Raw genomic sequence first — 25,739 nt, 5'->3', positions numbered from 1 at the left:
AACGACAGTCGTTCACACGTACGTATGGAGCCTGTCCGTTTCCGGCCGATAGTCTGAATGCACCGGCGAGACTCCGTCCCATGGGAGCACTGATGAGCGTCGCACCGAAGGCCTCCGAGCCCAGCTGGCCGATGCCACCCGAGGGCGGCTGGACCGCCGACGACCTGGACCGGCTTCCGAATCTGCCTCCACACACGGAACTGATCGACGGGAGCCTGGTCTTCGTGAGTCCGCAGACCTTGTTTCACACGCGCACCATCGACTTCTTCACCTGGCAACTACAGTCTTTGGCGCCGGCCGCCTTCGAGGTCATCCGCGAGTTCACCATCGACATCGACCGCCAGAACCGGCCCGAGCCGGACGTGGTCGTAGTGCGTGCGGACGTGGTGCAGGACCCCGAGCAGACCCGGTTCCCGGCGGAAGCCGTCCTGCTGGCCGTGGAGGTCGTCTCGGAGGACTCCGTGTCCCGTGACCGCGAGACGAAGCCCCTGAAGTACGCCCGGGCCGGGATCGCCCACTACTGGCGGGTGGAGAACGAGAAGGGCCGGGCCGCGGTGCACGCCTTCGAGCTGGAGCCCACCACCGGCGCGTACACCAGTGTGGGCATCTTTCGGGAGCGTATGAAGGTGGACGCCCCCTTCCCCCTGGACCTCGACCTCACCGGCATCAGGATGCGCCGTGAGCGGAGCGAATAGCTCTGCGCCACCGGCTTACGGCCGCGGCCCGGCATCCCCTGGGGATACCGGGCCGCGGCCGTGCGAGCGGTGAGTCCTCAGCGCACGAACACCCCCGCCTGGCTCGCCAGGTCCAGGAAGTACTGCGGGGCCACGCCCAGGACCACGGTGACCGCGACGCCCGCCGCGATCGCCACCGTCGTCAGGGGGGAGGCGACCGCGACCGTCGGGCCCTCGGGGTGGGGGCGGCTGAAGAACATCAGGACGATGACCCTGATGTAGAAGAACGCCGCGATCGCCGAGGAGATCACGCCGACCACGACCAGCGGCATCGCGCCGCCCTCCGCCGCCGCCTTGAAGACGGCGAACTTGCCCGCGAACCCGGAGGTCAGCGGGATGCCCGCGAAGGCCAGGAGGAAGACCGCGAACACGGCCGCGACCAGCGGCGAGCGGCGGCCGAGCCCGGCCCACTTCGACAGGTGCGTGGCCTCGCCGCCCGCGTCCCTGACCAGCGTGACGACCGCGAAGGCGCCGATCGTCACGAAGGAGTACGCGGCCAGGTAGAACAGCACGGACGAGATGCCCGAGGGCGTCGTCGCGATGACACCGGCGAGGATGAAGCCGGCGTGCGCGATCGAGGAGTACGCCAGGAGCCGCTTGATGTCGGTCTGGGTGATCGCCACGATGGCGCCGCCCAGCATGGTGACGATCGCCACCGCCCACATCACCGGCCGCCAGTCCCAGCGCAGCCCCGGCAGGACGACGTACAGCAGCCGCAGCAGCGCACCGAAGGCCGCGACCTTCGTCGCCGAGGCCATGAAGCCGGTGACCGGGGTCGGCGCCCCCTGGTAGACGTCCGGGGTCCACATGTGGAACGGGACCGCGCCCACCTTGAACAGCAGGCCCATGACGATCATCGCGGCACCGACCAGCAGCAGCGCGTCGTTGCCCATCGTCCCGGCGAGCGCCGGATCGACGTCGGTGACCGTGCCGTCGACGACCTGCGCGATCCGCGCGTAGGACACCGAGCCCGCGTACCCGTACAGCAGGGCGATGCCGAACAGGGTGAACGCGGAGGCGAAGGCGCCGAGCAGGAAGTACTTGACCGCGGCCTCCTGCGACATGAGCCGCTTGCGGCGGGCCAGGGCGCACAGCAGGTACAGCGGGAGCGAGAAGACCTCCAGGGCCACGAACAGCGTCAGCAGGTCGTTGGCGGAGGGGAAGACGAGCATGCCGCCGATCGCGAAGAGCAGCAGCGGGAACGCCTCGGTGGTGGTGAACCCCGCCTTGACCGCGGCCCTCTCGCTGTCGCTACCGGGCACGGAGGCGGCCTGCGCGGCGAAGGAGTCGACCCGATTGCCGTGCGCCGCCGGGTCGAGCCGGCGCTCGGCGAAGGTGAAGACGCCGAGCAGCCCGACGAGCAGGATCGTGCCCTGCAGGAACAGGGCGGGTCCGTCGACGGAGATCGCGCCCATGGCGGCGACATGGGCCTTGGTGGTGCCGTAGCCACCGGCCGCCAGGGCGATCACCGCGGCGAAGGCGGCGCACAGCGCCACGGCGGACACGAACACCTGGGCGTAGTAGCGGTTCTTGCGCGGGACGAACGCCTCGACGAGGACCCCGACGAGTGCCGCGCCCAGCACGATCAGGGTGGGCGACAACTGCCCGTACTCGATCTTCGGCGCGTCGATCTTGGAGATCGGGTCGGCCGAGGCCGCCGCGGTTGTCCACAGGCTGTGGACGGCTGCTGTGCTCACCGTGCCGCCTCCACGTCGGGCTTGGGATCGGTCTTGTGTACGTCGGACATCGTGTGCTCCACCGCCGGGTTGACGAGGTCGGCGACGGGCTTCGGGTAGACGCCCAGGAAGAGCAGCAGGGCGATCAGCGGGGCGACCACGACCAGCTCGCGCACCCTCAGGTCCGGCATCGTGGCGACCTCCGCCTTCACCGGGCCCGTCATCGTCCGCTGGTAGAGGACGAGCGTGTAGAGCGCGGCGAGGACGATGCCGACGGTGGCGACGATCCCGATGACCGGGTGCCGGGTGAAGGTGCCGACCAGGACGAGGAACTCGCTGACGAACGGCGCGAGCCCCGGCAGCGACAGCGTCGCCAGACCGCCGACCAGGAAGGTGCCGGCCAGCACGGGCGCGACCTTCTGCACCCCGCCGTAGTCCGCGATCAGGCGCGAACCGCGGCGCGAGATCAGGAAGCCGGCCACCAGCAGCAGCGCGGCGGTCGAGATGCCGTGGTTGACCATGTACAGCGTGGCGCCGGACTGGCCCTGGCTGGTCATCGCGAAGATGCCCATGATGATGAAGCCGAAGTGGGAGATCGAGGCGTAGGCGATCAGTCGCTTGATGTCGCGCTGGCCGACGGCGAGCAGCGCCCCGTAGAGGATGCTGATCACCGCGAGCACCAGGATCACCGGGGTCGCCCACTTCGACGCCTCCGGGAAGAGGTGGAGGCAGAAGCGGAGCATCGCGAAGGTGCCCACCTTGTCGACGACCGCCGTGATCAGCACCGCGACCGGGGCGGTGGACTCCCCCATCGCGTTGGGCAGCCAGGTGTGCAGCGGCCACAGCGGCGCCTTCACCGCGAAGGCGAAGAAGAAGCCGAGGAACAGCCAGCGTTCGGTGCTCGTCGCCATGTGGAGCGAGCCGTCGGCCCGTGCCTGCGCGATCTCCTGGAGGGAGAAGTTCCCGGCGACGGTGTACAGGCCGATCACCGCGGCCAGCATGATCAGCCCGCCGGCCAGGTTGTAGAGCAGGAACTTCACCGCGGCGTAGGACCGCTGGGTCGACGCCGTCTCCTCGCCGCCCTGGTGGGCGCGGTCCCCGAAGCCTCCGATGAGGAAGTACAGGGGGATCAGCATGGCTTCGAAGAAGATGTAGAAGAGGAAGACGTCGGTGGCCTCGAAGGAGAGGATCACCATCGCCTCGACCGCCAGGATCAGCGCGAAGAAGCCCTGGGTGGGCCGCCAGCGGCTACTGCCGGTCTCCAGGGGGTCGGCGTCGTGCCAGCCCGCCAGGACGATGAACGGGATCAGCAGCGCGGTCAGCGCGAGGAGCGCGACCCCGATGCCGTCGACGCCCAGTTCGTAGCGGACGCCGAAGTCACTGATCCAGGAGTGCGACTCGGTGAGCTGGTAGCGGTCGCCGTCCGGGTCGAAGCGGACCAGGACCGCGACCGCGAGGCCGAGGGTGGCCAGCGAGACGGCCAGCGCCAGCCATTTGGCCGCGGTGCGCCGCGCGGCCGGCACGGCGGCCGTGGCGACCGCTCCCACCGCGGGGAGCGCCGCCGTCACTGTCAGCAGGGGAAAGGACATCGCTATCAGACCGCCCTCATCAGCAGGGTCAGGGCGATGAGCACCGCAGCACCGCCGAACATGGAGACCGCGTAGGAGCGCGCGTAGCCGTTCTGCAGCCGCCGCAGCCGCCCGGACAGGCCGCCCATCGACGCGGCCGAGCCGTTGACGACGCCGTCGACCAGGGTGTGGTCGACGTACACGAGCGAGCGCGTGAGGTGCTCGCCGCCGCGGACCAGGACCACGTGGTTGAAGTCGTCCTGGAGCAGGTCGCGCCGGGCGGCCCGGGTGAGCAGCGAGCCGCGCGGGGCGACGGCCGGCACCGGACGGCGCCCGTACTGCAGGTAGGCGATGCCGACGCCGACGAGCAGCAGCACCAGCGTGGCCGCGGTGACCGTGGCCGCGCTGACCGGGGAATTGCCCTCCTCGTGGCCGGTGACGGGCTCCAGCCAGTGCAGGAAGCGGTTGCCGACGCCGAAGAAGGCGCCCGCGAAGACGGAGCCGAAGGCCAGCACGATCATGGGAATGGTCATGATCCAGGGCGACTCGTGCGGATGCGGCTCGGCGTGGGTGCCGCGCTCCTCGGCGGCCGGTTCCACGTCGGGCTCCGCCGGGGAGGCGGTGGGCCGCGCGCGCCAGCGCTCCTCGCCGAAGAAGGTCATCAGCATCACGCGCGTCATGTAGTACGCGGTGAGGGCGGCGCCCAGCAGGGCCGCGCCGCCGAGGATCCAGCCCTCGGTGCCGCCCTTGGCGAAGGCCGCCTCGATGATCTTGTCCTTGGAGAAGAAGCCGGACAGGCCCGGGAAGCCGATGATGGCGAGGTAGCCGAGACCGAAGGTGACGAAGGTGACCGGCATGTACGTGCGCAGGCCGCCGTAGCGCCGCATGTCGACCTCGTCGTTCATGCCGTGCATGACGGAACCGGCGCCGAGGAACAGCCCGGCCTTGAAGAAGCCGTGCGTCACCAGGTGCATGATCGCGAAGGCGTAGCCGATGGGGCCGAGACCCGCGGCGAGCACCATGTACCCGATCTGCGACATCGTCGAGCCGGCCAGCGCCTTCTTGATGTCGTCCTTCGCGCAACCGACGATCGCACCGAACAGCAGCGTGACCGCGCCCACGATGGTCACGACGAGCTGGGCGTCGGGCGCGGCGTCGAAGAGGGCGCCCGAGCGGACGATCAGGTAGACGCCGGCGGTCACCATCGTGGCCGCGTGGATGAGCGCGGAGACCGGGGTCGGGCCCTCCATCGCGTCTCCCAGCCAGGACTGCAGCGGCACCTGGGCGGACTTGCCGCACGCGGCGAGCAGCAGCATCAGCGCGATGGCGGTGAGCTTGCCCTCCGAGGCCCCGTCCACCGCGCCGAGGACCGGCGTGAAGGCGAAGGTCCCGAAGGTGGTGAACATCAGCATGATGGCGATGGACAGGCCCACGTCGCCCACGCGGTTGACCAGGAAGGCCTTCTTGGCCGCGGTGGCCGCGCTGGGCTTGTGCTGCCAGAAGCCGATCAGCAGGTAGGAGGCGAGACCGACGCCCTCCCAGCCGACGTAGAGCAGCAGGTAGTTGTCGGCGAGGACCAGCAGCAGCATCGCCGCGAGGAACAGGTTCAGATAGCCGAAGAAGCGGCGCCTGCGCTCGTCGTGCTCCATGTACCCGACCGAGTACAGGTGGATGAGCGAGCCGACGCCGGTGATCAGCAGGACGAACGTCATCGAGAGCTGGTCGAGCCGGAAGGTGACGTCGGCCTGGAAGCCGGCGACGGGGATCCAGCTGAACAGGTGCTGGGTGACGGCTCGGTGGTCGGCCGCCTTGCCGAGCATGTCGGCGAAGAGGAGCACGCCGATCACGAAGGAGGCGGCGGCCAGCACCGTGCCGATCCAGTGGCCGACGGCGTCCAGGCGGCGACCGCCGCACAGCAGCACGGCCGCTCCGAGCAGGGGCGCCGCGATCAGCAGCGCAATCAGGTTCTCCACGATTCTTCCGACCCCTTACAGCTTCATCAGGCTGGCGTCGTCGACCGAGGCCGAGTGGCGGGAACGGAACAGCGACACGATGATCGCGAGGCCGACCACGACCTCGGCGGCGGCGACGACCATCGTGAAGAAGGCGATGATCTGGCCGTCGAGATTGCCGTGCATCCGGGAGAAGGTGACGAACGCCAGGTTGCAGGCGTTGAGCATCAGCTCGATGCACATGAACAGCACGATCGCGTTGCGCCTGATCAGCACGCCGGTGGCGCCGATCGTGAACAACAGGGCGGCGAGATACAGGTAGTTGACGGGATTCACTGTGTGCCCTCCCCGCTCCTCGTGCGCTCCAGGCGTTCCTCGGAGCGCTGTTCCAGGGCCTTCAGGTCGCCGAGCGCCTCCCGCGACACGTCACGGACCTGACCGCGCTCGCGCAGCGTCGGGTTGACGGTCAGTTCGGAGGGGGTGCCGTCGGGCAGCAGACCGGCGATGTCCACCGCGTTGTGCCGGGCGTAGACGCCGGGGGCGGGCAGCGGCGGCAGGTGCGTGCCCTCGCGGACGCGCCGCTCGGACATCTCGCGCTGGGTGAGGGCCCGCTCGGTGCGCTCCCGGTGGGTGAGCACCATGGCGCCGACGGCGGCCGTGATGAGCAGGGCGCCGGTGATCTCGAAGGCGAAGACGTACTTGGTGAAGATCAGCGCGGCCAGGCCCTGCACGTTGCCCGGGGCGTTGGCCTCGCTCAGGCCGTCGAACTGGGTGAGCGAGGCGTTGCCGATGCCGGCGAGCAGCAGGACGCCGAAGCCGAGCCCGCACAGCAGGGCGAGCCAGCGCTGGCCCTTGATCGTCTCCTTGAGGGAGTCCGCGGCCGTGACGCCGACGAGCATCACGACGAACAGGAACAGCATCATGATCGCGCCGGTGTAGACGACGATCTGCACGATGCCCAGGAAGTAGGCGCCGTTGGCGAGGTAGAACACCGCCAGGACGATCATGGTGCCGGCCAGCGAGAGCGCGCTGTGCACGGCCCGCCGCATGAACACCGTGCACAGGGCGCCGATCACGGCGACCGTGCCGAGGATCCAGAACTGGACGGCCTCGCCGGTGGACGTGGAGTACGCCGCGAGCGTGAGGCCGTCCGTCAGGGGGGCGGCCGGGGTGGCGAGCGGGGTCATCGGCCGATCACCTCCTGCGAGGCCGGCTCGTCCGGGCCGAAGGTGTCGGCGGCCTCCTGGGGCGCCTCCCCCTTGGAGACGGCCACCTGGCGCTCCGTGCCGGGCGCCGCCCTGGTCACCAGACCGCGGTAGTAGTCCTGCTCGTCGGTGCCGGGGTAGATCGCGTGCGGGCTGTCGACCATGCCCTCCTCGAGACCGGCGAGGAGCTGTTCCTTGGTGTAGATGAGGTTGGCGCGGCTGGAGTCGGCCAGTTCGAACTCGTTGGTCATCGTGAGCGCCCGGGTGGGGCACGCCTCGATGCACAGGCCGCACAGGATGCAGCGGGCGTAGTTGATCTGGTAGACGCGGCCGTACCGCTCGCCCGGCGAGTAGCGCTCCTCGTCGGTGTTGTCGGCGCCCTCCACGTAGATGGCGTCGGCGGGGCAGGCCCAGGCGCACAGTTCGCAGCCCACGCACTTCTCCAGCCCGTCCGGATGGCGGTTGAGCTGATGCCGGCCGTGGAACCGCGGGGCGGTGGTCTTCTCCTGCTCCGGGTACTGCTCGGTCAGCCGCTTCTTGAACATGGCCTTGAAGGTCACGCCGAAGCCGGCCACCGGGTTGAGGAAACCGGGATCGGTGTCCTTGCGCTCGTCAGCCATCGGACGCCTCCTTTCCGTCACGCGTCGCAGGGGATTCGTCACTCGCAGTATCGGACCCGCCACTGACAATCAGCTCCCGCTCCCGGCTCGGGCGGCGCCTGGGTACCGGCGGCAGCGACTGTCCGGGCAGCGGCGGCACGGGGAATCCGCCCGCCATCGGGTCGAAGGCGGTCTGCTCCGCCGCGGCCTCCTGCTCCTGCCCCCGCTTGCCCTTGTCGCGGAACATGTCGACGAGGAAGGAGAGGAGCAGCAGCGCGAGGACGCCGCCGGCGACGTACAGGGCGATGTCGGTGAAGCCGTAGTTCTCGTTGCGGAGCGCGCGCACGGTGGCGACGAGCATCAGCCAGACCACGGAGACCGGGATGAGGACCTTCCAGCCGAGCTTCATCAGCTGGTCGTAGCGCACACGGGGCAGCGTGCCGCGCAGCCAGATGAAGAAGAACAGCAGGAGCTGCACCTTGACGACGAACCAGAGCATCGGCCACCAGCCGTGGTTCGCGCCCTCCCAGAAGGTGCTGATCGGCCAGGGTGCCCGCCAGCCGCCCAGGAAGAGCGTGGTGGACACGGCCGAGACGGTCACCATGTTGACGTACTCGGCGAGCATGAACATCGCGAACTTGATCGAGGAGTACTCGGTGTTGAAGCCGCCGACCAGGTCGCCCTCGGACTCCGGCATGTCGAAGGGGGCGCGGTTGGTCTCGCCCACCATGGTGACGATGTAGAGGATGAAGGAGACCGGCAGCAGCAGGATGTACCAGCGGTCCTGCTGCTGTTCCACGATCGTGGACGTCGACATGGAGCCCGAGTACAGGAAGACCGAGGCGAAGGCGGCGCCCATGGCGATCTCGTAGGAGATCATCTGCGCGGCCGAGCGCAGACCGCCGAGGAGCGGGTACGTCGATCCCGAGCTCCAGCCGGCCAGGACGATGCCGTAGATGCCGACCGAGGCGACCGCGAGGATGTAGAGCATCGCGATCGGCAGGTCGGTGAGCTGCATCGCGGTGCGGTGGCCGAAGATCGAGACCTCGTTGCCGGCCGGCCCGAAGGGGATGACCGCGATCGCCATGAAGGCGGGGATGGCCGCCACGATCGGCGCGAGGACGTACACCACCTTGTCCGCGCGCTTGACGACGAGGTCCTCCTTGAGCATCAGCTTGATGCCGTCGGCGAGCGACTGGAGCATGCCCCAGGGGCCGTGCCGGTTGGGGCCGATGCGCAGCTGCATCCAGGCGACGACCTTGCGTTCCCAGACGATGGAGAACAGCACGGTCACCATCAGGAAGGCGAAACAGAAGACCGCCTTGACGACGACCAGCCACCACGGGTCGGTGCCGAACATCGACAGGTCGTCGGCGGCGAAGTACCCGGTCACGCCTCCACCTCCTTCGGGTCTTCCTTCGGGGCGGCGGCGGGGACCGCCGGGCCGATGCGGACGAGGGCGCCGGGCAGCGCCCCGGCGTCGGAGGCGACGCCCCCACCGGTGGAGTTCAGCGGGAGCCAGACCACCCGGTCGGGCATCTCGGTGATCTCCAGCGGCAGCGCGGTGGTCCCGGCCGGGCCGGTGACGGCGAGCAGGTCGCCCTCCTTGACGCCCGCCTCGGCGGCCGTGGCGGGCGAGAGGCGGGCGTGGGCGGCGTGCCGGGTGCCGGCCAGGGCCTCGTCGCCCTCCTGCAGCCGGCCCCGGTCGAGCAGCAGCCGGTGACCGGCGAGGACGGCCTCCCCGGCGGCCGGACGCGGCAGCGGGACCGCCACCTCGACCGGGTCGGAGGCGCGGGTGCCGTCCCAGGCGCCGAGCCGGTCCAGTTCGGCGCGGGTGGTGCGCAGATCCGGCAGGCCCAGGTGGACGTCCATGGCGTCGGCGAGCATCTGCAGCACCCGGGCGTCGGCGGGGGCCAGGCGGCGGGTCATCTGGTCGGGCTTGAGCGCGGCCTCGAAGGGGCGTGCCCTGCCCTCCCAGTTGAGGAAGGTGCCCGCCTTCTCGACGACCGCGGCGACCGGCAGGACGACGTCGGCGCGCGCGGTGACCTCGCTGGGCCGCAGCTCCAGGGAGACCAGGAAGCCCACCTCGTCCAGGGCGGCCCGGGCGCGGGTCGGGTCGGGCAGGTCCTCGACCTCGACGCCCGCGACGACCAGGGCGCGCAGTTCGCCCGCGGCGGCGGCCTCCACGATCTGCCCGGTGTCGCGGCCGTAGCGGTGCGGGAGGGCGGCGACGCCCCAGGCGGCGGCGACCTCCTCGCGGGCGCGGGGGTCGGTGGCCGGGCGGCCGCCCGGCAGCAGCGAGGGCAGCGCGCCCGCCTCGACGGCGCCGCGCTCCCCGGCCCGGCGCGGGATCCACACCAGCCGGGCGCCGGTCGCGGAGGCGGCCCGTACGGCGGCGGTGAGCCCGCCGGCCACCGCGGCCAGCCGCTCGCCGACGAGGATGACGGCACCCTCGGCGCGCAGTGCCTCGGCCGCCGTGACACCGTCGCCCTCCAGGCCGACGCCGCCGGCCAGCGCGTCCAGCCACTCGGTCTCGGTGCCCGGCGCGGCCGGCAGCAGGGTGCCGCCCGCCTTCCGAAGGCCCCGCGTGGCGTGGGTGGCCAGGGCGAAGACCCGCTGTCCGTGCTTCCGCCAGGCCTTGCGCAGTCGCAGGAAGACGCCGGGCGCCTCCTCCTCGGCCTCGAACCCGACGAGGAGCACGGCGGGCGCCTTCTCCAGGGCGGTGTACGTGACGCCCGTACCGTCGAGGCTGTGGCCGCGGCCGGCGATCCGGGAGGCCAGGAAGTCGGCCTCCTCCGCGCTGTGCACGCGGGCGCGGAAGTCGATGTCGTTGGTGTCCAGTGCCACGCGCGCGAACTTGCTGTACGCGTAGGCGTCCTCCACCGTGAGCCGGCCGCCGGTCAGCACGCCGGCGCTGCCGCGGGCGGCCCGCAGGCCCTTCGCGGCGGCGTCGAGCGCCTCGGGCCAGGAGGCGGCCTCCAGGACACCCTCGGCGTTGCGCACCAGGGGGGTGGTCAGCCGGTCGGGCTGCTGTGCGTAGCGGAACGCGAAGCGCCCCTTGTCGCACATCCACTCCTCGTTGACCTCGGGGTCGTTGCCAGCTAGGCGCCGCATGACCTTGCCGCGCCGGTGGTCGGTGCGGGTGGCGCAGCCGCCGGAGCAGTGCTCGCACACCGAGGGGGACGACACCAGGTCGAAGGGGCGGGAGCGGAACCGGTAGGCGGCCGAGGTGAGCGCGCCGACCGGGCAGATCTGGATGGTGTTGCCGGAGAAGTACGACTCGAACGGGTCGCCCTCGCCGGTGCCGACCTGCTGGAGCGCGCCCCGCTCGATCAGTTCGATCATCGGGTCGCCGGCGACCTGGTTGGAGAAGCGGGTGCAGCGCGCGCACAGCACGCACCGCTCGCGGTCGAGCAGCACCTGGGTGGAGATCGGCACCGGCTTCTCGTAGGTGCGCTTCTTCCCGTCGAAGCGGGAGTCGGCGTGGCCGTGCGACATCGACTGGTTCTGCAGCGGGCACTCGCCGCCCTTGTCGCAGACGGGGCAGTCCAGGGGGTGGTTGATGAGCAGGAACTCCAGCATCCCCTTCTGCGCCTTCTCGGCGACGGGCGAGGTCAGCTGGGTCTTCACCACCATTCCGTCGGTGCACGTGATGGTGCAGGAGGCCATCGGCTTGCGCTGGCCCTCGACCTCGACGATGCACTGCCGGCAGGCACCCGCCGGGTCGAGCAGGGGGTGGTCGCAGAAGCGGGGGATCTCGATGCCGAGCTGCTCGGCGGCGCGGATCACCAGGGTGCCCTTGGGCACGCTGAGCTCGATGCCGTCGATCGTCAGCGTGACGAGGTCCTCCGGGGGCACCGCGGCCTCTCCGCCGCCCGAGGGCGCGTTCGTGGTCACGGTCATGCGTGCACCTCCGTGTGCTGGTCCGCCCAGGCGGTCGACCTGGCGGGGTCGAAGGGGCAGCCGCGGCCCGTGATGTGCTCCTCGTACTCCGCGCGGAAGTACTTCAGGGAGGAGAAGATCGGGGAGGCGGCACCGTCGCCGAGGGCGCAGAAGGCCTTGCCGTTGATGTTGTCGGCGATGTCGTTCAGCTTGTCGAGGTCGGACATGACGCCCTTGCCGGCCTCGATGTCGCGCAGCAACTGCACGAGCCAGTACGTCCCCTCGCGGCAGGGTGTGCACTTGCCGCAGGACTCGTGGGCGTAGAACTCGGTCCAGCGGGTGACGGCGCGCACGACGCAGGTCGTCTCGTCGAAGCACTGCAGGGCCTTGGTGCCGAGCATGGAGCCGGCGGCGCCCACGCCCTCGTAGTCGAGGGGCACGTCGAGGTGTTCCTCGGTGAACATCGGCGTGGAGGAGCCGCCCGGGGTCCAGAACTTGAGCCGGTGGCCGGGGCGCATCCCGCCGCTCATGTCGAGGAGCTGGCGCAGGGTGATGCCGAGCGGCGCCTCGTACTGGCCGGGGCTCGTGACGTGGCCGCTGAGCGAGTACAGCGTGAAGCCGGGCGACTTCTCGCTGCCCATGGACCTGAACCAGTCCTTGCCGTTTTTCAGGATGGCGGGAACCGAGGCGATCGACTCGACGTTGTTCACCACAGTGGGGCACGCGTAGAGGCCCGCGACGGCGGGGAAGGGGGGACGCAGCCGCGGCTGGCCGCGGCGGCCTTCGAGCGAGTCGAGCAGCGCGGTCTCCTCACCGCAGATGTACGCGCCGGCGCCGGCGTGCACGGTGAGTTCGAGGTCGAGTCCGCTGCCCAGGATGTCCTTGCCGAGGTAGCCGGCGGCGTAGGCCTCGCGGACGGCCTCGTGCAGCCGCCGCAGCACGGGAACGACCTCGCCCCGCAGATAGATGAACGCGTGCGAGGACCTGATGGCGTAGCACGCGATGACGATGCCCTCGATGAGGCTGTGCGGATTGGCGAAGAGGAGCGGGATGTCCTTGCAGGTCCCGGGCTCCGACTCGTCGGCGTTGACAACGAGATAGTGGGGCTTGCCGTCTCCCTGGGGGATGAACTGCCATTTCATCCCGGTGGGGAAGCCGGCGCCGCCGCGGCCGCGGAGTCCGGATTCCTTGACGTAGGCGATGAGGTCGTCCGGCGACATCGCGAGCGCCTTGCGGAGTCCCTCGTACCCCTCGTGCCTGCGGTAGACGTCCAGCGTCCAGGACTCGTCCTCGTCCCAGAAGGCCGACAGTACGGGTGCGAGCAGTTTCTCGGGGCTCGTCTCCGCGCCGTCCTCGAACGTGTGCGGGCGGGCGGTGCCGCCGTCCTCGGCTGCCAAGGTCATCACTCCCCCTCCTCGGCGACGGGACCCGACGGGTGGGCCGGGTCGGACGCCGATGTGGCCTCGGGCGCGTCGTGCGAGCTGAGGTGCTCGCCCGGCGACGGGTCGTGCGGCGCCGCGTTCCCGGGCGCCCGGTCCGAGGGCCGGTCCCCCGGGGTCTCGTGGGTCGCGCCCTCGCGCGGGTGGACCACGCGGGGCGCGGCGGTCTCCCCCTTGGCCAGGCGCAGGCCGGTCAGCGAGGCGTGGCCGGCGCCGCCGGAGGCCGAGACGGCGCCCTCGCGCTCGTCGGGGAAGCCCGCCAGGATGCGGGCGGTCTCCTTGAAGGTGCACAGGGGGGCGCCGCGGGTCGGGGAGACCTCGGCCCCCTCGCGCAGCTCGTCGACGAGGCGCTTGGCGCTCTCCACCGTCTGGTTGTCGAAGAACTCCCAGTTGACCATCACGACCGGGGCGAAGTCGCAGGCCGCGTTGCACTCGATGTGCTCCAGGGTGACCTTGCCGTCGTCGGTGGTCTCGCCGTTGCCGACGCCGAGGTGCTCCTGGAGCGCGGAGTAGATGGCGTCGCCGCCCATGACCGCGCACAGCGTGTTGGTGCAGACGCCGACCTGGTAGTCGCCGCTCGGCCGGCGCCGGTACATGGAGTAGAAGGTGGCGACCGCGGTGACCTCGGCGGTGGTGAGGCCGAGCAGTTCGGCGCAGAACCGCATGCCGGTGCGGGTGACGTACCCCTCCTCCGACTGCACGAGGTGCAGCATCGGCAGGAGGGCGGAACGGGAGTCGGGGTAGCGGGCGATGATCTCGCGCGCGTCCCGCTCCAGCCGGGCGTGGACGTCGTCCGGGTAGGGGGGCGCGGGCAGCTCGGGCATGCCCAGGCCAACGCCCTTCGAAGGGGTGGTGGTCACCGGTCGACGCCTCCCATCACGGGGTCGATGGACGCCACGGCGACGATGACGTCGGCGACCTGGCCGCCCTCGCACATCGCCGCCATGGCCTGCAGGTTGGTGAAGGACGGGTCGCGGAAGTGGACCCGGTAGGGGCGGGTGCCGCCGTCGGAGACGACGTGCGCCCCGAGTTCGCCCTTGGGCGACTCGATGGCCACGTAGGCCTGTCCCGGCGGGACGCGGAAGCCCTCGGTCACCAGCTTGAAGTGGTGGATCAGGGCCTCCATGGAGGTGCCCATGATGTTCTTGATGTGGTCCAGGGAGTTGCCCAGGCCGTCCGGCCCCAGGGCGAGCTGCGCGGGCCAGGCGATCTTCTTGTCGGCGACCATGACCGGGCCGGGCTGGAGCCGGTCCAGGCACTGCTCGACGATCCTGAGCGACTGGCGCATCTCCTCCAGGCGGATCAGGAAGCGGCCGTAGGAGTCGCAGGTGTCGGCGGTGGGGACGTCGAAGTCGTACGTCTCGTAGCCGCAGTAGGGCTGCGACTTGCGCAGGTCGTGCGGCAGACCGGTGGAGCGCAGGATCGGTCCGGTGGCGCCGAGGGCCATGCAGCCGGCCAGGTCGAGGTAGCCGACGTCCTGCATGCGGGCCTTGAAGATGGGGTTCCCGGTGGCGAGCTTGTCGTACTCCGGGAGGTTCTTGCGCATCTTCTTCACGAACTCGCGGATCTGGTCGACCGCGCCGGGCGGCAGGTCCTGGGCGAGTCCGCCGGGGCGGATGAACGCGTGGTTCATGCGCAGGCCGGTGATGAGTTCGTAGATGTCGAGAATGAGTTCACGATCACGGAAGCCGTAGATCATGATCGTGGTCGCGCCCAGCTCCATGCCGCCGGTGGCGATGGCCACCAGGTGCGAGGAGAGCCGGTTGAGCTCCATGAGGAGCACGCGGATGATCGTGGCGCGGTCGGGTACCTGGTCCTCGATGCCGAGGAGCTTCTCCACGGCGAGGCAGTAGGCGGCCTCGTTGAAGAAGGGCGTCAGGTAGTCCATGCGCGTCACGAACGTGGTGCCCTGGGTCCACGTCCGGTACTCGAGGTTCTTCTCGATGCCGGTGTGCAGGTAGCCGATGCCGCAGCGGGCCTCGGTGACCGTCTCGCCGTCGATCTCCAGGATGAGCCGGAGCACGCCGTGCGTGGACGGGTGCTGGGGGCCCATGTTGACGATGATGCGTTCGTCGTCGGACTTCGCGGCGGTCTGGACGACCTCGTCCCAGTCGCCGCCGGTCACCGTGTAGACGGTGCCCTCGGTGGTCTCACGTGCTGATGCCGACTGTGTGCTCACGAGTACGACCTCCGCTGGTCCGGAGCCGGGATCTGGGCGCCCTTGTACTCGACGGGGATGCCGCCGAGGGGATAGTCCTTGCGCTGGGGATGGCCCTGCCAGTCGTCCGGCATCATGATCCGCGTCAGCGCGGGGTGGCCGTCGAAGACGATGCCGAAGAAGTCGTACGCCTCGCGCTCGTGCCAGTCGTTGGTCGGGTAGACGGCGACGAGCGAGGGGATGTGCGGGTCGGCGTCGGGGGCGCTGACCTCCAGCCGGATCAGCCGGTTGTGGGTGAGCGAGCGCAGGTGGTAGACGGCGTGCAGCTCGCGGCCCTTGTCCCCCGGGTAGTGCACGGCACTCACCCCGGTGCACAGCTCGAAGCGGAGCGCCGGGTCGTCGCGCAGGGTCTTCGCGACGGCGGGCAGGAACTCGCGCTCGATGTGGAAGGTCAGTTCCCCGCGGTCGACGATCGTGCGGTCGATGACGTTGCCGGGGACCAGGCCCTGTTCCTCCAGGGCGCCCTCCAGTTCGTCGGCCACCTCGTCGAACCAGCCTCCGTAGGGGCGGTTCGTGGGGCCGGGGAGCCGGATGGAGCGGACGAGGCCGCCGTAACCGGAGGTGTCGCCGCCGTTGTCGGCGCCGAACATGCCGCGCTGGACGCGGATCTCCTCGCCGCCCTCGCCGCGCCGGCCGGGGAGGTTCTCGGCGGAGAGCTCCTTCTCGGGGTTGGGCACGTCCGGGGCTCCGGCGGCCTTCGCGTCACCCGACGTGTTCTGCGCATCGCTCATCGCAGCAGCCCCTTCATCTCGATCGTGGGCAGGGCCTTGAGCGCCGCCTCCTCCGCCTCGCGGGCCGCCTCCTCGGCGTTCACGCCGAGCTTGGAGCTCTGGATCTTCTGGTGGAGCTTGAGGATCGCGTCCATCAGCATCTCGGGGCGCGGCGGGCAGCCCGGCAGGTAGATGTCGACCGGGACGACGTGGTCGACGCCCTGGACGATCGCGTAGTTGTTGAACATGCCGCCCGAGGAGGCGCAGACGCCCATGGAGATCACCCACTTGGGGTTCGGCATCTGGTCGTAGACCTGCCGCAGCACGGGCGCCATCTTCTGGCTGACCCGGCCCGCGACGATCATCAGGTCGGCCTGGCGCGGCGAGCCGCGGAAGACCTCCATGCCGAAGCGCGCCAGGTCGTAGCGGCCGGCCCCGGTGGTCATCATCTCGATGGCGCAGCAGGCCAGTCCGAAGGTCGCCGGGAACACCGACGACTTGCGCACCCAGCCCGCGGCCTGCTCGACGGTGGTCAGCAGGAAGCCGCTCGGCAGCTTTTCTTCGAGTCCCATGTCCTTTGGCCCCTCAGTCCCATTCCAGGCCGCCGCGCCGCCATACGTACGCGTACGCGACGAAGACGGTGAGCACGAAGAGCAGCATCTCCACGAGCCCGAAAATCCCCAGGGCGTCGAAGGTGACGGCCCAGGGATAGAGGAAGACGATCTCGATGTCGAAGACGATGAAGAGCATCGCCGTCAGGTAGTACTTGATGGGGAAACGCCCGCCGCCGGCCGGCGTGGGGGTCGGCTCGATTCCGCACTCGTAGGCCTCGAGCTTGGCGCGGTTGTACCGCTTCGGACCGATCAGCGTGGCCATGACCACGGAGAAGATCGCAAAGCCTGCCCCGAGGGCTCCCAGTACGAGGATGGGCGCATACGCGTTCACCGCTCCTCGCTCCTCTCAGTCGGCACTGACTGGCGGTTGCGCCGGGCCGGCGGCCTCCCACCGTTCCCGCTCTCCCCACCAGTTCCGACGAAGATCGCGTTCATGTGAAGCAGGTCACAAGCCCAACTGCCCCGCATCCTATGCCCGGGGGTCTGTGATCTGCGACACGGGGGTCAGCATGGACTTTGTGATCTCCACCACCTGGCGAACGATCATGAAGTCGGATGAGCGGTGATCTTCGTACGCGAAGCGTCCGGACGATCACCAAGAGCTGATATTTCCGCTCGTCCGCGCAGGTCACAGCGTCGACCCCTCTATCAAGGCGCCACCGTCCAGGGCAAATTGGCGCGACGCCAGATCCCTTGATAGAGGGGGGCGTTCGCACGGACGGGGGAGAAGGCGCCCGCAATGGTGACGGACCCGGACATGTGCGCGTATTCACGAGCGGCGCCGCTCCGCCGGGCGTCCATTACGGGCACTCCCGGCCGGAGTCCGGACATGCGCGACCCCCAGGCCCTCCACCCCCTCCCCCTAGGTGTGACCTGCATCACAGTAGCGAGGGGTGCTCAGGAACCGGGCTTGGCCAACTGTCTCAACCGGTGGTAGGTGCGGGGCAATTCGGGCGAACGAACGAAAGACCATGATCACGGGCTTGATCGACTGCGCCCGCTATGCCCGTTACGGCGTCAATGGGGGGCGGCTCGGGGGAAATTCAGGTCTCGATTGAACAACTGTGGCGGAGCACACGTTTCTTGAAGGTATGGAGGAGCCCCTGGTACCGCTTAGACCCATGTCCCACACCGCTCACATACGAAGCCACCGGAAGCCCCGCCGCAACGCGTCCTCGGTCGCGGTGCGGGCCGGAGTCGCCGGTGGTGTGCTCAGCACCCTGGCCGTGGCCGGTGCCTCGGCCCAGGCCAGCGCGGCCGAGCCGGTGACGCAGACGCTGGAGCTGCCCACGCTCACGGCCGATCTCGCCCAGCAGATCGCGCAGTCCGCGGACGCCACCCAGCAGGCGGCGGCCAACTACCAGCTGCGGGCCGAGCGCGACGCGGCCGCCGAGAAGGCCGCCAAGGAGGCCAAGGCCGACCTCGCCGACGCCAAGAAGGAGGCGAAGGCCAAGGCCGAGGCCAAGCGCAAGGCGGAGGCCGCGCGCAAGACCGCCGAGGCCGCTTCCCGCTCCTCGGACCGCACCACACTGGCCACGCCCGCCTCGTCGGGCAGCAGCACGTCCTCGTCCACGGCCACCGGCTCCGCGGCGGCGGTCGTCTCCTTCGTCAAGGCGCAGGTCGGCAAGGCCTACGTCTCCGGCGCCACCGGCCCCTCGGCCTACGACTGCTCCGGTCTCGTGCAGACCGCCTTCAAGCAGGTGGGCATCAGCCTGCCGCGCGTCTCGCAGTCCCAGTCGACGGCCGGCACCCAGGTCTCGCTGAGCAACCTGCAGCCGGGCGACATCCTGTACTGGGGCAGCGCGGGCAGCGCCTACCACGTGGGCGTGTACGTCGGGAACGGCATGTTCGTCGGCGCGCAGAACTCGTCCACCGGTGTCGTCGAGCGTCCGCTCTCGTACGACCCGCCGAGCGGTGCGGTGCGCGTGCTCTGAGCGGTCCCCCCGCACACCCCGCACCACCCGGAACGCGCCGCAGGGCGCGCACATGATCCATACGGCCGGAAGCCACCGCCCCTCCCCACGGGCGGTGGCTTCCGCTGTGCCGCCCGCGGCCCCCTCGGGCGCCCCGGACACCAGGAAGCCCTCCGCGAGCCGCTGAGGGCCCCTCGGAGGGCTTCCTGCGCCCCCTGGGGGGCTTGAGTCGTCCTACGCCTTCGGGGCCACCTTCGACAGGCCGTTGATGATGCGGTCCATCGCGTCGCCGCCCGTGGGGTCCGTGAGGTTGGCGAGGAGCTTGAGGGTGAACTTCATCAGCACCGGGTGGGTCAGGCCCCGCTGCGTGGCGATCTGCATGACCTTCGGGTTGCCGATCAGCTTCACGAAGGCGCGGCCGAGGTTGTAGTAGCCGCCGTAGGTGTCCTTCAGGACCTGCGGGTAGCGGCGCAGCGCGATCTCGCGCTGCGCGGGCGTCGCCCGGGCGTGCGCCTGCACGATGACGTCGGCGGCGATCTGCCCCGATTCCATCGCGTACGCGATGCCCTCGCCGTTGAACGGGTTGACCAGGCCGCCCGCGTCGCCGACCAGCAGCAGGCCCTTGGTGTAGTGCGGCTGCCGGTTGAACGCCATCGGGAGGGCGGCGCCGCGGATCGGGCCCGTCATGTTGTCCGGGGTGTAGCCCCAGTCCTCCGGCATCGAGGCGCACCAGGCCTTGAGGATCTCGCGCCAGTCGAGCTCCTTGAAGGCGGCGGAGGTGTTCAGCACGCCGAGGCCCACGTTGCTCGTCCCGTCGCCCATGCCGAAGATCCAGCCGTAGCCCGGCAGCAGCCGGTCCTGGGGGCCGCGGCGGTCCCACAGTTCCAGCCAGGACTCCAGGTAGTCGTCGTCGTGGCGGGGCGAGGTGAAGTAGGTGCGGACGGCGACGCCCATCGGGCGGTCCTCGCGGCGGTGCAGGCCCATCGCGAGGGACAGCCGGGTGGAGTTGCCGTCGGCGGCGACCACGAGGGGGGCGTGGAAGGTGACTTCCTTCTTCTCCTCGCCGAGCTTCGCGTGCACGCCGGTGATGCGGCCGGTGCGGTCGTCGACGATCGGGGCGCCCACGTTGCAGCGCTCGTACAGGCGGGCGCCGGCCTTCTGGGCCTGGCGGGCGAGCTGCTCGTCGAAGTCGTCGCGCTTGCGGACGAGTCCGTAGTCCGGGTAGCTGGCGAGGTCCGGCCAGTCCAGTTCGAGGCGGACGCCGCCGCCGATGATGCGCAGGCCCCTGTTGCGGAGCCAGCCGGCCTCCTCGGAGATGTCGATGCCCATGGCGACGAGCTGCTTGGTGGCGCGCGGGGTGAGGCCGTCGCCGCAGACCTTCTCGCGGGGGAAGGCGGTCTTCTCGAGGAGCAGGACGTCGAGGCCGGCCTTGGCGAGGTAGTAGGCGGTGGTGGAACCGGCTGGTCCGGCCCCGACGACGATCACATCGGCGGTGTGTTCGGTGAGGGGCTGGGGCTCGGTCACGTGGTCTCCCCGAGGCTCGAGGGTGGAATGCCGGGGCTCGGCGGTGGACAGGGGCAGTCTATTCAGGGGCGTTGGCCGAAACCGCCGAGGGGCGCGGGCACATCCCTCACCCTCCGTGACGATCTGTCACGGAACGGTGTCGGGCGCTTCCGGCCGGGCCCCCGCCGTGCGTACCCTGGGCGTACCGCTGGGGGTGACAGCCGTGCGAATAACACCCGAAACGCCCGAGGTGCGGGTCCCGCGCCTCGTCGGGCTGATGGCCGTGGACGCCCGGGAGAGTGCCGCCGCGCGGGGCGTGTTGCTCTCCGCGCCCGACCGGCCGGACTTCGCCATGACGACCGTGGTGGACTACGTGGTCCGCCAGTACCCGCCGCCCGGCACCGAGGTCCCGCGCGGCGCCGTGGTCACCGTCTGGTTCGAGTTCGGCGAGGGCGAGGGGGGCGGCGGCGTACGGGAGCCGCGGCGCCCGGTCCCGCCGCCCGGCGGGATACGGCGCGAACTGGACGAGCCGGGAGAGTCCCTGTTCATCCGGTGAGGTCCGCGGGTGCGGCCGGGCCACGGACGGGACCCGGCCCCCGGACCACCATGCCCGGAAGCGGGTTCACTCCGCCTTGAAGCCCCGGTGCAGTGCCACCACCCCGCCCGTCAGATTGCGCCAGGCCACCTTCGACCAGCCGGCCCCGGTCAGCCGCGCGGCCAGGGCGGACTGGTCGGGCCAGGCGCGGATGGACTCGGCGAGGTAGACGTAGGCGTCGGGGCTGGAGGACACCGAGCGGGCCACCGGCGGCAGCGCCCGCATCAGGTACTCGGTGTAGACGGTGCGGAACGGCGCCCACGTGGGGTGCGAGAACTCGCAGATGACGACCCGGCCGCCGGGCTTCGTCACCCGGTACAGCTCGCGCAGCGCGGCGTCCGTGTCCTGCACGTTGCGCAGCCCGAAGGAGATGGTGACGGCGTCGAACACGTCGTCCTTGAAGGGGAGCCGGGTCGCGTCGCCGGCCGTGTAGGGCAGCCAGCCGCGGTCGCGCTTGCCGACCTGGAGCATGCCGAGGGAGAAGTCGCAGGGCACGACGTAGGCGCCGGTGCGGGCGAAGGGCAGCGAGGAGGTGCCCGTGCCGGCGGCGAGGTCGAGGACCTTCTGCGCGGGCCGCGCGTCGACCGCCTTCGCGACCTCCTTGCGCCACCGCCGGTCCTGGCCGAGGGAGAGCACGTCGTTGGTGAGGTCGTACCGTTCCGCGACGTCGTCGAACATCGAGGCGACTTCGTGCGGCTGCTTGTCCAGGCTGGCTCGGGTCACGGACCCATTGTGGCAGGCGGGTTCCGGCCGCCTACGCGCGCCGGTGCACCATGCGGCCGCCGAGGACGGTGACCACGCAGGTGGCCGCGCCCTCGCGCACGAGGGCCTCCCGGTCGGGCACGTCGAACACCGCGAAGCGCGCGGGTCCCCCGGCGGCGAGGGCCGGGAGCAGCACGAGGGGCCTCGGGGAGAGCGCCGGGGTCCCGGGCGGCGCGACCGGGCGCGGCGCGAGGGCGAGTCCGGCCCGGCGCACCGCGTCCAGGGCCTCGCGGCCGCGCAGCTCACCGGCGAGGGCGACCGTGCCGTGCGCCAGCAGGCGCTGCACCCCGCGGCGGGCGCTGGCACCCCGCGCGGACGGGCCGGCGGCGAGCAGGGCCCGCGCGCGCTCCCCGGTCACCGGCTCGGTGCCGAGCCGGTCCGCCTCGCGCGGGTCGGGGTGGTAGGTGCGCTCCAGCAGCTCCGGGCCGTGGGGGTTGAGCAGCCCGGGGGTGAGGATGCCGGGCCAGCGCCGCACCCGGGCGGCCGGGTGGGCGGCGGCCAGTTCCTCGTACGGGCCGAGGGCGGCGAGGTGCGCGCCCTCGACCAGCACGGCGGCCCCGGGCGAGGCCTCGGCGACGTGGATCGTCAGCACCGTCGGTACCGGGCCGGCTAGTTGGCGGGCAGGAGCTTCAGCTCCGGGTGCGCCGTGCCGCCCTCGATGGCGGTGGAGGAGATGTGCGAGACGACCCGCTCGTCGACCGGGTCGTTCGCCGGGTCCTCGTGCACGACGAGGTGCTCGTAGGTCGTGGCGCGCTGCGCCGGGACCCGGCCCGCCTTGCGGATCAGGTCGATGATCTCCAGGCGGTTGGAGCGGTGCTTGGCGCCGGCCGAGGAGACGACGTTCTCCTCCAGCATGATCGAGCCGAGGTCGTCCGCGCCGTAGTGCAGGGAGAGCTGGCCGACCTCCTTGCCGGTGGTCAGCCAGGAGCCCTGGATGTGCCGGACGTTGTCCAGGAAGAGGCGGGCGATGGCGATCATCCGCAGGTACTCGAAGAGCGTGGCCTGGGTGCGGCCCTTCAGGTGGTTGTTCTCGGGCTGGTAGGTGTACGGGATGAACGCGCGGAAGCCGCCCGTGCGGTCCTGCACGTCACGGATCATGCGCAGGTGCTCGATGCGCTCGGCGTTCGTCTCGCCCGTGCCCATCAGCATCGTGGAGGTGGACTCCACGCCCAGCCTGTGCGCGGTCTCCATGATCTCCAGCCAGCGCTCGCCGGACTCCTTCAGCGGGGCGATCGCCTTGCGCGGCCGCTCGGGGAGCAGTTCGGCGCCGGCACCGGCGAAGGAGTCGAGGCCGGCCGCGTGGATGCGGGTGACGGCCTCCTCGACGGACACCCCCGAGATGCGGGCCATGTGCTCGACCTCGCTCGCCCCCAGGCTGTGGATGACGAGCTGCGGGAACTCCTTCTTGATGGCCGCGAAGTGCTTCTCGTAGTACTCGACGCCGTAGTCGGGGTGGTGGCCGCCTTGGAACATGATCTGCGTGCCGCCCAGTTCGACGGTCTCCGCGCAGCGGCGCAGGATGTCGTCGAGGTCGCGCGTCCAGCCCTTGGCGGTGTCCTTGGGGGCCGCGTAGAAGGCGCAGAACTTGCACGCCGTCACGCAGACGTTCGTGTAGTTGATGTTCCGCTCGATGATGTACGTGGCGATGTGCTCGATGCCGGCGTACTTGAGGCGGCGGGCCGAGTCGGCGGCGGCGCCCAGCGCGTGCAGCGGGGCGTCGCGGTAGAGGGCGAGGGCCTCTTCGGGGGTGATGCGTCCACCCGCGGCGGCACGGTCGAGGACGGGCTGAAGGTCGGCCTTCTCGGTCACCGGGGGTGTCCCTTTCGTCCAGGGGTGGGGGCGGACCGGTCCAGCGTACGCCAGGGGCCCCTGGGGCATTCCGGGTGGCCTAGGGCCTCTCGTTTGGATCATCCCGGCGTCGCGGGGTCCGGCACGCGCCTCTGCGGCGTTGTCGTCGGTTGCCAGGGCTCCGCCCTGGCGCCCTCCTCCGCCTTGCAGCCGCACGCACCGGACCCCGCTCGGGTCGGCCGAGGACGTACCGCGCCTCCCAGCCGGCCTGATCCAAACGAAAGGCCCTAGGCGGCGTACGCGCCCATCAGGAGCCCCGCGTACGCGCCCGCGAGCAGGAAGGGGCCGAACGGGATGGCCGTGCGGCGGGTGGCCCTTCGGGTGACGACGAGGGCGAGGCCGTAGAGGCCGGCGAGGAGGAAGCCGGCGAAGGTGCCGAGCACCACCGTGCCCCAGCCGTACCAGCCGAGCACGGCGCCGAGGCCGAGGGCGAGCTTGACGTCGCCGAAGCCCATGCCGTCGGGGTTGATGAGGAACAGCAGGAAGTACCCGGCGCCCAGGACGAGCGCGCCGAGCAGCGCGGTGCGCCAGTGGCCCGCGTGCTCGGGCAGGACGGCCGCGGCGCCCAGCAGGGCGGGGGCGAGGGCGGCGAGCGGGAGGGTGAGCACGTCCGGCAGCCGCTGGACCCGGAAGTCGACGATCGTCAGCAGCACCCCGGCGGGGGCGAGCAGCAGCCACACGGCGAGTTCGGGACGGGCTCCGGTGGCGAGCGCGAGCGCCGCGCACGCCAGCGCGGTCACGGCGCACACCAGGGCGCTCCCGGGACCGTACGCCCCGCCCTCGGGGCAGCGCGCCGGGCCGAGCCAGCCGCCGATGCGGTGCCCCTCGGGACACCGGTCGCGCCAGGGCTCGCCGGCCGCCACCGACAGCCGGTACGCGAGCCGGGGCACGAACGCTCCCGCGCCCGCCCCCCACAGACCGGACACACCCACGACCGCCCACCCCACGGCATCCACGCCCACACAGTAGAGCTCCGGGCGGGCGCCCGGGGGCGGCGCCGCGGGGGTACGGGCGGCCGGGGCGGGGCTCAGTCGAGCAGGTCGACCTTCACGTCCGCCGGGAAGCCCGTGGTCGGGCCCACCCGGCGCGCGAACTCCGCGACCGCCTCGAGCTGCGGGCCGCCGAAACGGAAGTCCAGCGTCGTGAAGTACCGTTCCAGCACCTCGGCGTCGAAGGCCTCCCAGCGGGCGGCCTGTTCGGCGACCTTGCCGACCTCCTCCAGGGAGAGGTTGCGGGAGGCGAGGAAGGCCTGGTGCACCTGGCGGGTCAGCTCCGGCTCGCGCTCCAGGTAGTCCTTGCGGGCCGCCCACACCGCGAAGACGAACGGCAGTCCCGTCCACTCCTTCCACAGCGCGCCCAGGTCGTGCACGGCCAGGCCGTACTTGGGGCCGTCGTGGAGGTTGGCCCGCAGCGCCGCGTCGCCGATGAGGACGGCGGCGTCGGCCTCCCGCATCATCAGGGCGAGGTCGGGCGGGCAGGTGTAGTACTCCGGCCGGACGCCGAACCGCTCGGCGAGCAGGAGCTGCGCGAGCCGCACGGAGGTGCGGGAGGTGGAGCCGAGGGCGACGCGGGCGCCGTCCAGCTGCTCCAGCGGCACCTGGGAGACGATCACGCAGGACATCACCGGGCCGTCGCAGCCCACCGCGATGTCGGGGAACGCGACGAGGTCGTCGGCGTTCTTCAGGTACTCGACGAGGGTGATGGGACCGATGTCGAGTTCGCCCGCGACCAGCCGCTCGCTGAGCTTCTCGGGAGTGTCCTTGGTCAGCTCGAAATCGAGGAGCGTCCCGGTTCTCGCGAGCCCCCAGTAGAGAGGCAGGCAGTTCAGGAACTGGATGTGGCCGACGCGCGGCCGGATGCGAGAATTGTCCACATCGCGAGACTAGACCCCGTCCGCCGGAGCCCGGTTCCGGGGGGTCCGGCACCCGGTCCGGCCTGGGACGGGGCGAGATTTCGGGCCTCCCGGGTCAACCCCTCCACGAGGGTGTTCAAACATCCGGGTGACGTGATCTTGATCCCTGTTGCATCCCGGTGCCCGCGTGCTAGGCTCGCCGCAAGTTGCAGTTTGGTTTCCCTTGCAGTACAGAGCCTGCGGAGCATGTGACCGCGGGCTCTCGTCGTTTTCAGACGTATGCAGTTGTGCGGCATTGAGTTTTCACAATCGCAGGGTTCTGGAGCAGGGCGACCCTTTGGGCCCAAGGAGGGCTTATGGCTACCGGAACCGTGAAGTGGTTCAACGCCGAAAAGGGCTTTGGTTTCATCGCCCAGGAAGGCGGCGGCCCGGACGTCTTCGTCCACTACTCCGCGATCAACGCGAACGGCTTCCGTTCGCTTGAGGAGAACCAGCAGGTGAGCTTCGACGTCACGCAGGGTCCGAAGGGCCCGCAGGCGGAGAACGTCACCCCCATGTAGGTTCCTCGGCCCGATCCGGACCCGACGAGCAGTACCCAAGGAGCCCCTTGCGCCTTCGGCGCGGGGGCTCCTGCCTTTTTCGCCCCCGGTGGCCGGAGGTGCCCCAACG

24 protein-coding genes are annotated in these 25,739 nt (G+C 70.7%); 4 read left to right on the top strand and 20 right to left on the bottom strand.

Annotated features, from left to right (window positions below; genetic code table 11):
* The first annotated feature begins 92 nt into the window (after positions 1–92).
* Positions 93–695: a Uma2 family endonuclease gene (locus OHB09_RS19080; RefSeq protein ID WP_328922291.1), complete on the top strand. Its 603-nt coding sequence runs from the start codon at positions 93–95 to the stop codon at positions 693–695.
* A gap of 77 nt (positions 696–772) precedes the next feature.
* Here OHB09_RS19080 and nuoN read toward each other — a convergent pair whose 3' ends face one another.
* From nuoN to OHB09_RS19010, 14 genes are read right to left on the bottom strand one after another with little or no spacing between them, the layout of a single operon-like run.
* Complete coding sequence (nuoN, locus tag OHB09_RS19075; protein ID WP_006138877.1) at positions 773–2,431, bottom strand: NADH-quinone oxidoreductase subunit NuoN; 1,659 nt, start codon at positions 2,429–2,431, stop codon at positions 773–775.
* The gene (locus OHB09_RS19070; RefSeq protein ID WP_328922290.1) at positions 2,428–3,999 is read right to left on the bottom strand and encodes an NADH-quinone oxidoreductase subunit M; all 1,572 of its coding nucleotides are present in this window, start codon (positions 3,997–3,999) and stop codon (positions 2,428–2,430) included. The genes nuoN and OHB09_RS19070 overlap by 4 nt, the downstream gene beginning before the upstream one ends.
* A gap of 5 nt (positions 4,000–4,004) precedes the next feature.
* Complete coding sequence (nuoL, locus tag OHB09_RS19065) at positions 4,005–5,951, bottom strand: NADH-quinone oxidoreductase subunit L (RefSeq protein ID WP_006138879.1); 1,947 nt, start codon at positions 5,949–5,951, stop codon at positions 4,005–4,007.
* 15 nt (positions 5,952–5,966) lie between these two features.
* Positions 5,967–6,266 (bottom strand): NADH-quinone oxidoreductase subunit NuoK, encoded by a 300-nt coding sequence (gene nuoK, locus OHB09_RS19060; RefSeq protein ID WP_006138880.1) that lies wholly within the window; start codon positions 6,264–6,266, stop codon positions 5,967–5,969.
* A complete protein-coding gene (locus tag OHB09_RS19055) occupies positions 6,263–7,117 on the bottom strand; it encodes an NADH-quinone oxidoreductase subunit J (RefSeq protein ID WP_328728754.1) in 855 nt (284 codons plus the stop codon). Before OHB09_RS19055 ends, nuoK begins: the two co-directional genes overlap by 4 nt.
* Positions 7,114–7,755: an NADH-quinone oxidoreductase subunit NuoI gene (gene nuoI, locus OHB09_RS19050; RefSeq protein WP_093593662.1), complete on the bottom strand. Its 642-nt coding sequence runs from the start codon at positions 7,753–7,755 to the stop codon at positions 7,114–7,116. Before nuoI ends, OHB09_RS19055 begins: the two co-directional genes overlap by 4 nt.
* Entirely contained in the window at positions 7,748–9,127 is a 1,380-nt protein-coding gene (gene nuoH, locus OHB09_RS19045; protein ID WP_006138883.1) for an NADH-quinone oxidoreductase subunit NuoH, read from the bottom strand. Before nuoH ends, nuoI begins: the two co-directional genes overlap by 8 nt.
* Positions 9,124–11,637 (bottom strand): NADH-quinone oxidoreductase subunit G, encoded by a 2,514-nt coding sequence (locus tag OHB09_RS19040; protein WP_191854571.1) that lies wholly within the window; start codon positions 11,635–11,637, stop codon positions 9,124–9,126. Before OHB09_RS19040 ends, nuoH begins: the two co-directional genes overlap by 4 nt.
* On the bottom strand, positions 11,634–13,022 hold the full coding sequence (nuoF, locus tag OHB09_RS19035; RefSeq protein WP_006138885.1) for an NADH-quinone oxidoreductase subunit NuoF: 1,389 nt from the start codon (positions 13,020–13,022) through the stop codon (positions 11,634–11,636). Before nuoF ends, OHB09_RS19040 begins: the two co-directional genes overlap by 4 nt.
* Positions 13,019–13,879 (bottom strand): NADH-quinone oxidoreductase subunit NuoE, encoded by an 861-nt coding sequence (gene nuoE, locus OHB09_RS19030; protein WP_191854611.1) that lies wholly within the window; start codon positions 13,877–13,879, stop codon positions 13,019–13,021. The genes nuoF and nuoE overlap by 4 nt, the downstream gene beginning before the upstream one ends.
* A 32-nt stretch (positions 13,880–13,911) precedes the next feature.
* Positions 13,912–15,234 (bottom strand): NADH-quinone oxidoreductase subunit D, encoded by a 1,323-nt coding sequence (locus tag OHB09_RS19025; protein WP_167795151.1) that lies wholly within the window; start codon positions 15,232–15,234, stop codon positions 13,912–13,914.
* Complete coding sequence (locus OHB09_RS19020) at positions 15,231–16,004, bottom strand: NADH-quinone oxidoreductase subunit C (RefSeq protein ID WP_006138888.1); 774 nt, start codon at positions 16,002–16,004, stop codon at positions 15,231–15,233. The genes OHB09_RS19025 and OHB09_RS19020 overlap by 4 nt, the downstream gene beginning before the upstream one ends.
* On the bottom strand, positions 16,001–16,555 hold the full coding sequence (locus OHB09_RS19015) for a NuoB/complex I 20 kDa subunit family protein (RefSeq protein ID WP_006133126.1): 555 nt from the start codon (positions 16,553–16,555) through the stop codon (positions 16,001–16,003). Before OHB09_RS19015 ends, OHB09_RS19020 begins: the two co-directional genes overlap by 4 nt.
* A 13-nt stretch (positions 16,556–16,568) precedes the next feature.
* Positions 16,569–16,928 (bottom strand): NADH-quinone oxidoreductase subunit A, encoded by a 360-nt coding sequence (locus tag OHB09_RS19010; RefSeq protein ID WP_003992243.1) that lies wholly within the window; start codon positions 16,926–16,928, stop codon positions 16,569–16,571.
* 790 nt (positions 16,929–17,718) lie between these two features.
* Between OHB09_RS19010 and OHB09_RS19005 the strand changes: the two genes are divergently transcribed.
* Positions 17,719–18,531, top strand: a complete 813-nt coding sequence (locus tag OHB09_RS19005) for a C40 family peptidase (RefSeq protein ID WP_191854573.1) — start codon at positions 17,719–17,721, stop codon at positions 18,529–18,531.
* A 213-nt stretch (positions 18,532–18,744) separates the two neighbouring features.
* Here OHB09_RS19005 and OHB09_RS19000 read toward each other — a convergent pair whose 3' ends face one another.
* Positions 18,745–20,034: a geranylgeranyl reductase family protein gene (locus OHB09_RS19000; protein WP_006138890.1), complete on the bottom strand. Its 1,290-nt coding sequence runs from the start codon at positions 20,032–20,034 to the stop codon at positions 18,745–18,747.
* A gap of 202 nt (positions 20,035–20,236) precedes the next feature.
* On the opposite strand from OHB09_RS19000, the gene OHB09_RS18995 reads away from it, so the two are divergent.
* Entirely contained in the window at positions 20,237–20,569 is a 333-nt protein-coding gene (locus tag OHB09_RS18995; RefSeq protein ID WP_006138891.1) for a PASTA domain-containing protein, read from the top strand.
* Between the two features lie 66 nt (positions 20,570–20,635).
* Here the strand turns inward: OHB09_RS18995 and OHB09_RS18990 are convergent, their stop codons facing one another.
* The 5 genes from OHB09_RS18990 to OHB09_RS18970 form a co-directional block, all read right to left on the bottom strand.
* Positions 20,636–21,331: a demethylmenaquinone methyltransferase gene (locus OHB09_RS18990; protein ID WP_006138892.1), complete on the bottom strand. Its 696-nt coding sequence runs from the start codon at positions 21,329–21,331 to the stop codon at positions 20,636–20,638.
* A 31-nt stretch (positions 21,332–21,362) separates the two neighbouring features.
* Positions 21,363–21,962 (bottom strand): imidazolonepropionase-like domain-containing protein, encoded by a 600-nt coding sequence (locus OHB09_RS18985; RefSeq protein WP_093593651.1) that lies wholly within the window; start codon positions 21,960–21,962, stop codon positions 21,363–21,365.
* Positions 21,963–21,979: 17 nt separating this feature from the next.
* A complete protein-coding gene (gene mqnC / locus OHB09_RS18980) occupies positions 21,980–23,179 on the bottom strand; it encodes a cyclic dehypoxanthinyl futalosine synthase (protein WP_006138894.1) in 1,200 nt (399 codons plus the stop codon).
* A gap of 266 nt (positions 23,180–23,445) precedes the next feature.
* Positions 23,446–24,180, bottom strand: a complete 735-nt coding sequence (locus OHB09_RS18975) for a prepilin peptidase (protein ID WP_006138895.1) — start codon at positions 24,178–24,180, stop codon at positions 23,446–23,448.
* A 65-nt stretch (positions 24,181–24,245) separates the two neighbouring features.
* Positions 24,246–25,091 carry a menaquinone biosynthetic enzyme MqnA/MqnD family protein gene (locus OHB09_RS18970; protein ID WP_006138896.1) on the bottom strand — a complete coding sequence of 282 codons (846 nt, stop codon included), beginning with the start codon at positions 25,089–25,091 and terminating at the stop codon, positions 24,246–24,248.
* Between the two features lie 335 nt (positions 25,092–25,426).
* Between OHB09_RS18970 and OHB09_RS18965 the strand changes: the two genes are divergently transcribed.
* Positions 25,427–25,630 (top strand): cold-shock protein, encoded by a 204-nt coding sequence (locus OHB09_RS18965; RefSeq protein ID WP_030379745.1) that lies wholly within the window; start codon positions 25,427–25,429, stop codon positions 25,628–25,630.
* The last annotated feature ends 109 nt before the right edge of the window (positions 25,631–25,739 follow it).

The sequence above is a fragment of the Streptomyces griseoaurantiacus genome (assembly GCF_036189845.1).
GTDB lineage: Bacteria > Actinomycetota > Actinomycetes > Streptomycetales > Streptomycetaceae > Streptomyces > Streptomyces griseoaurantiacus.
Note: the sequence above shows the minus strand (reverse complement) of the source record. Positions and strands in the feature narration are given on the sequence as shown.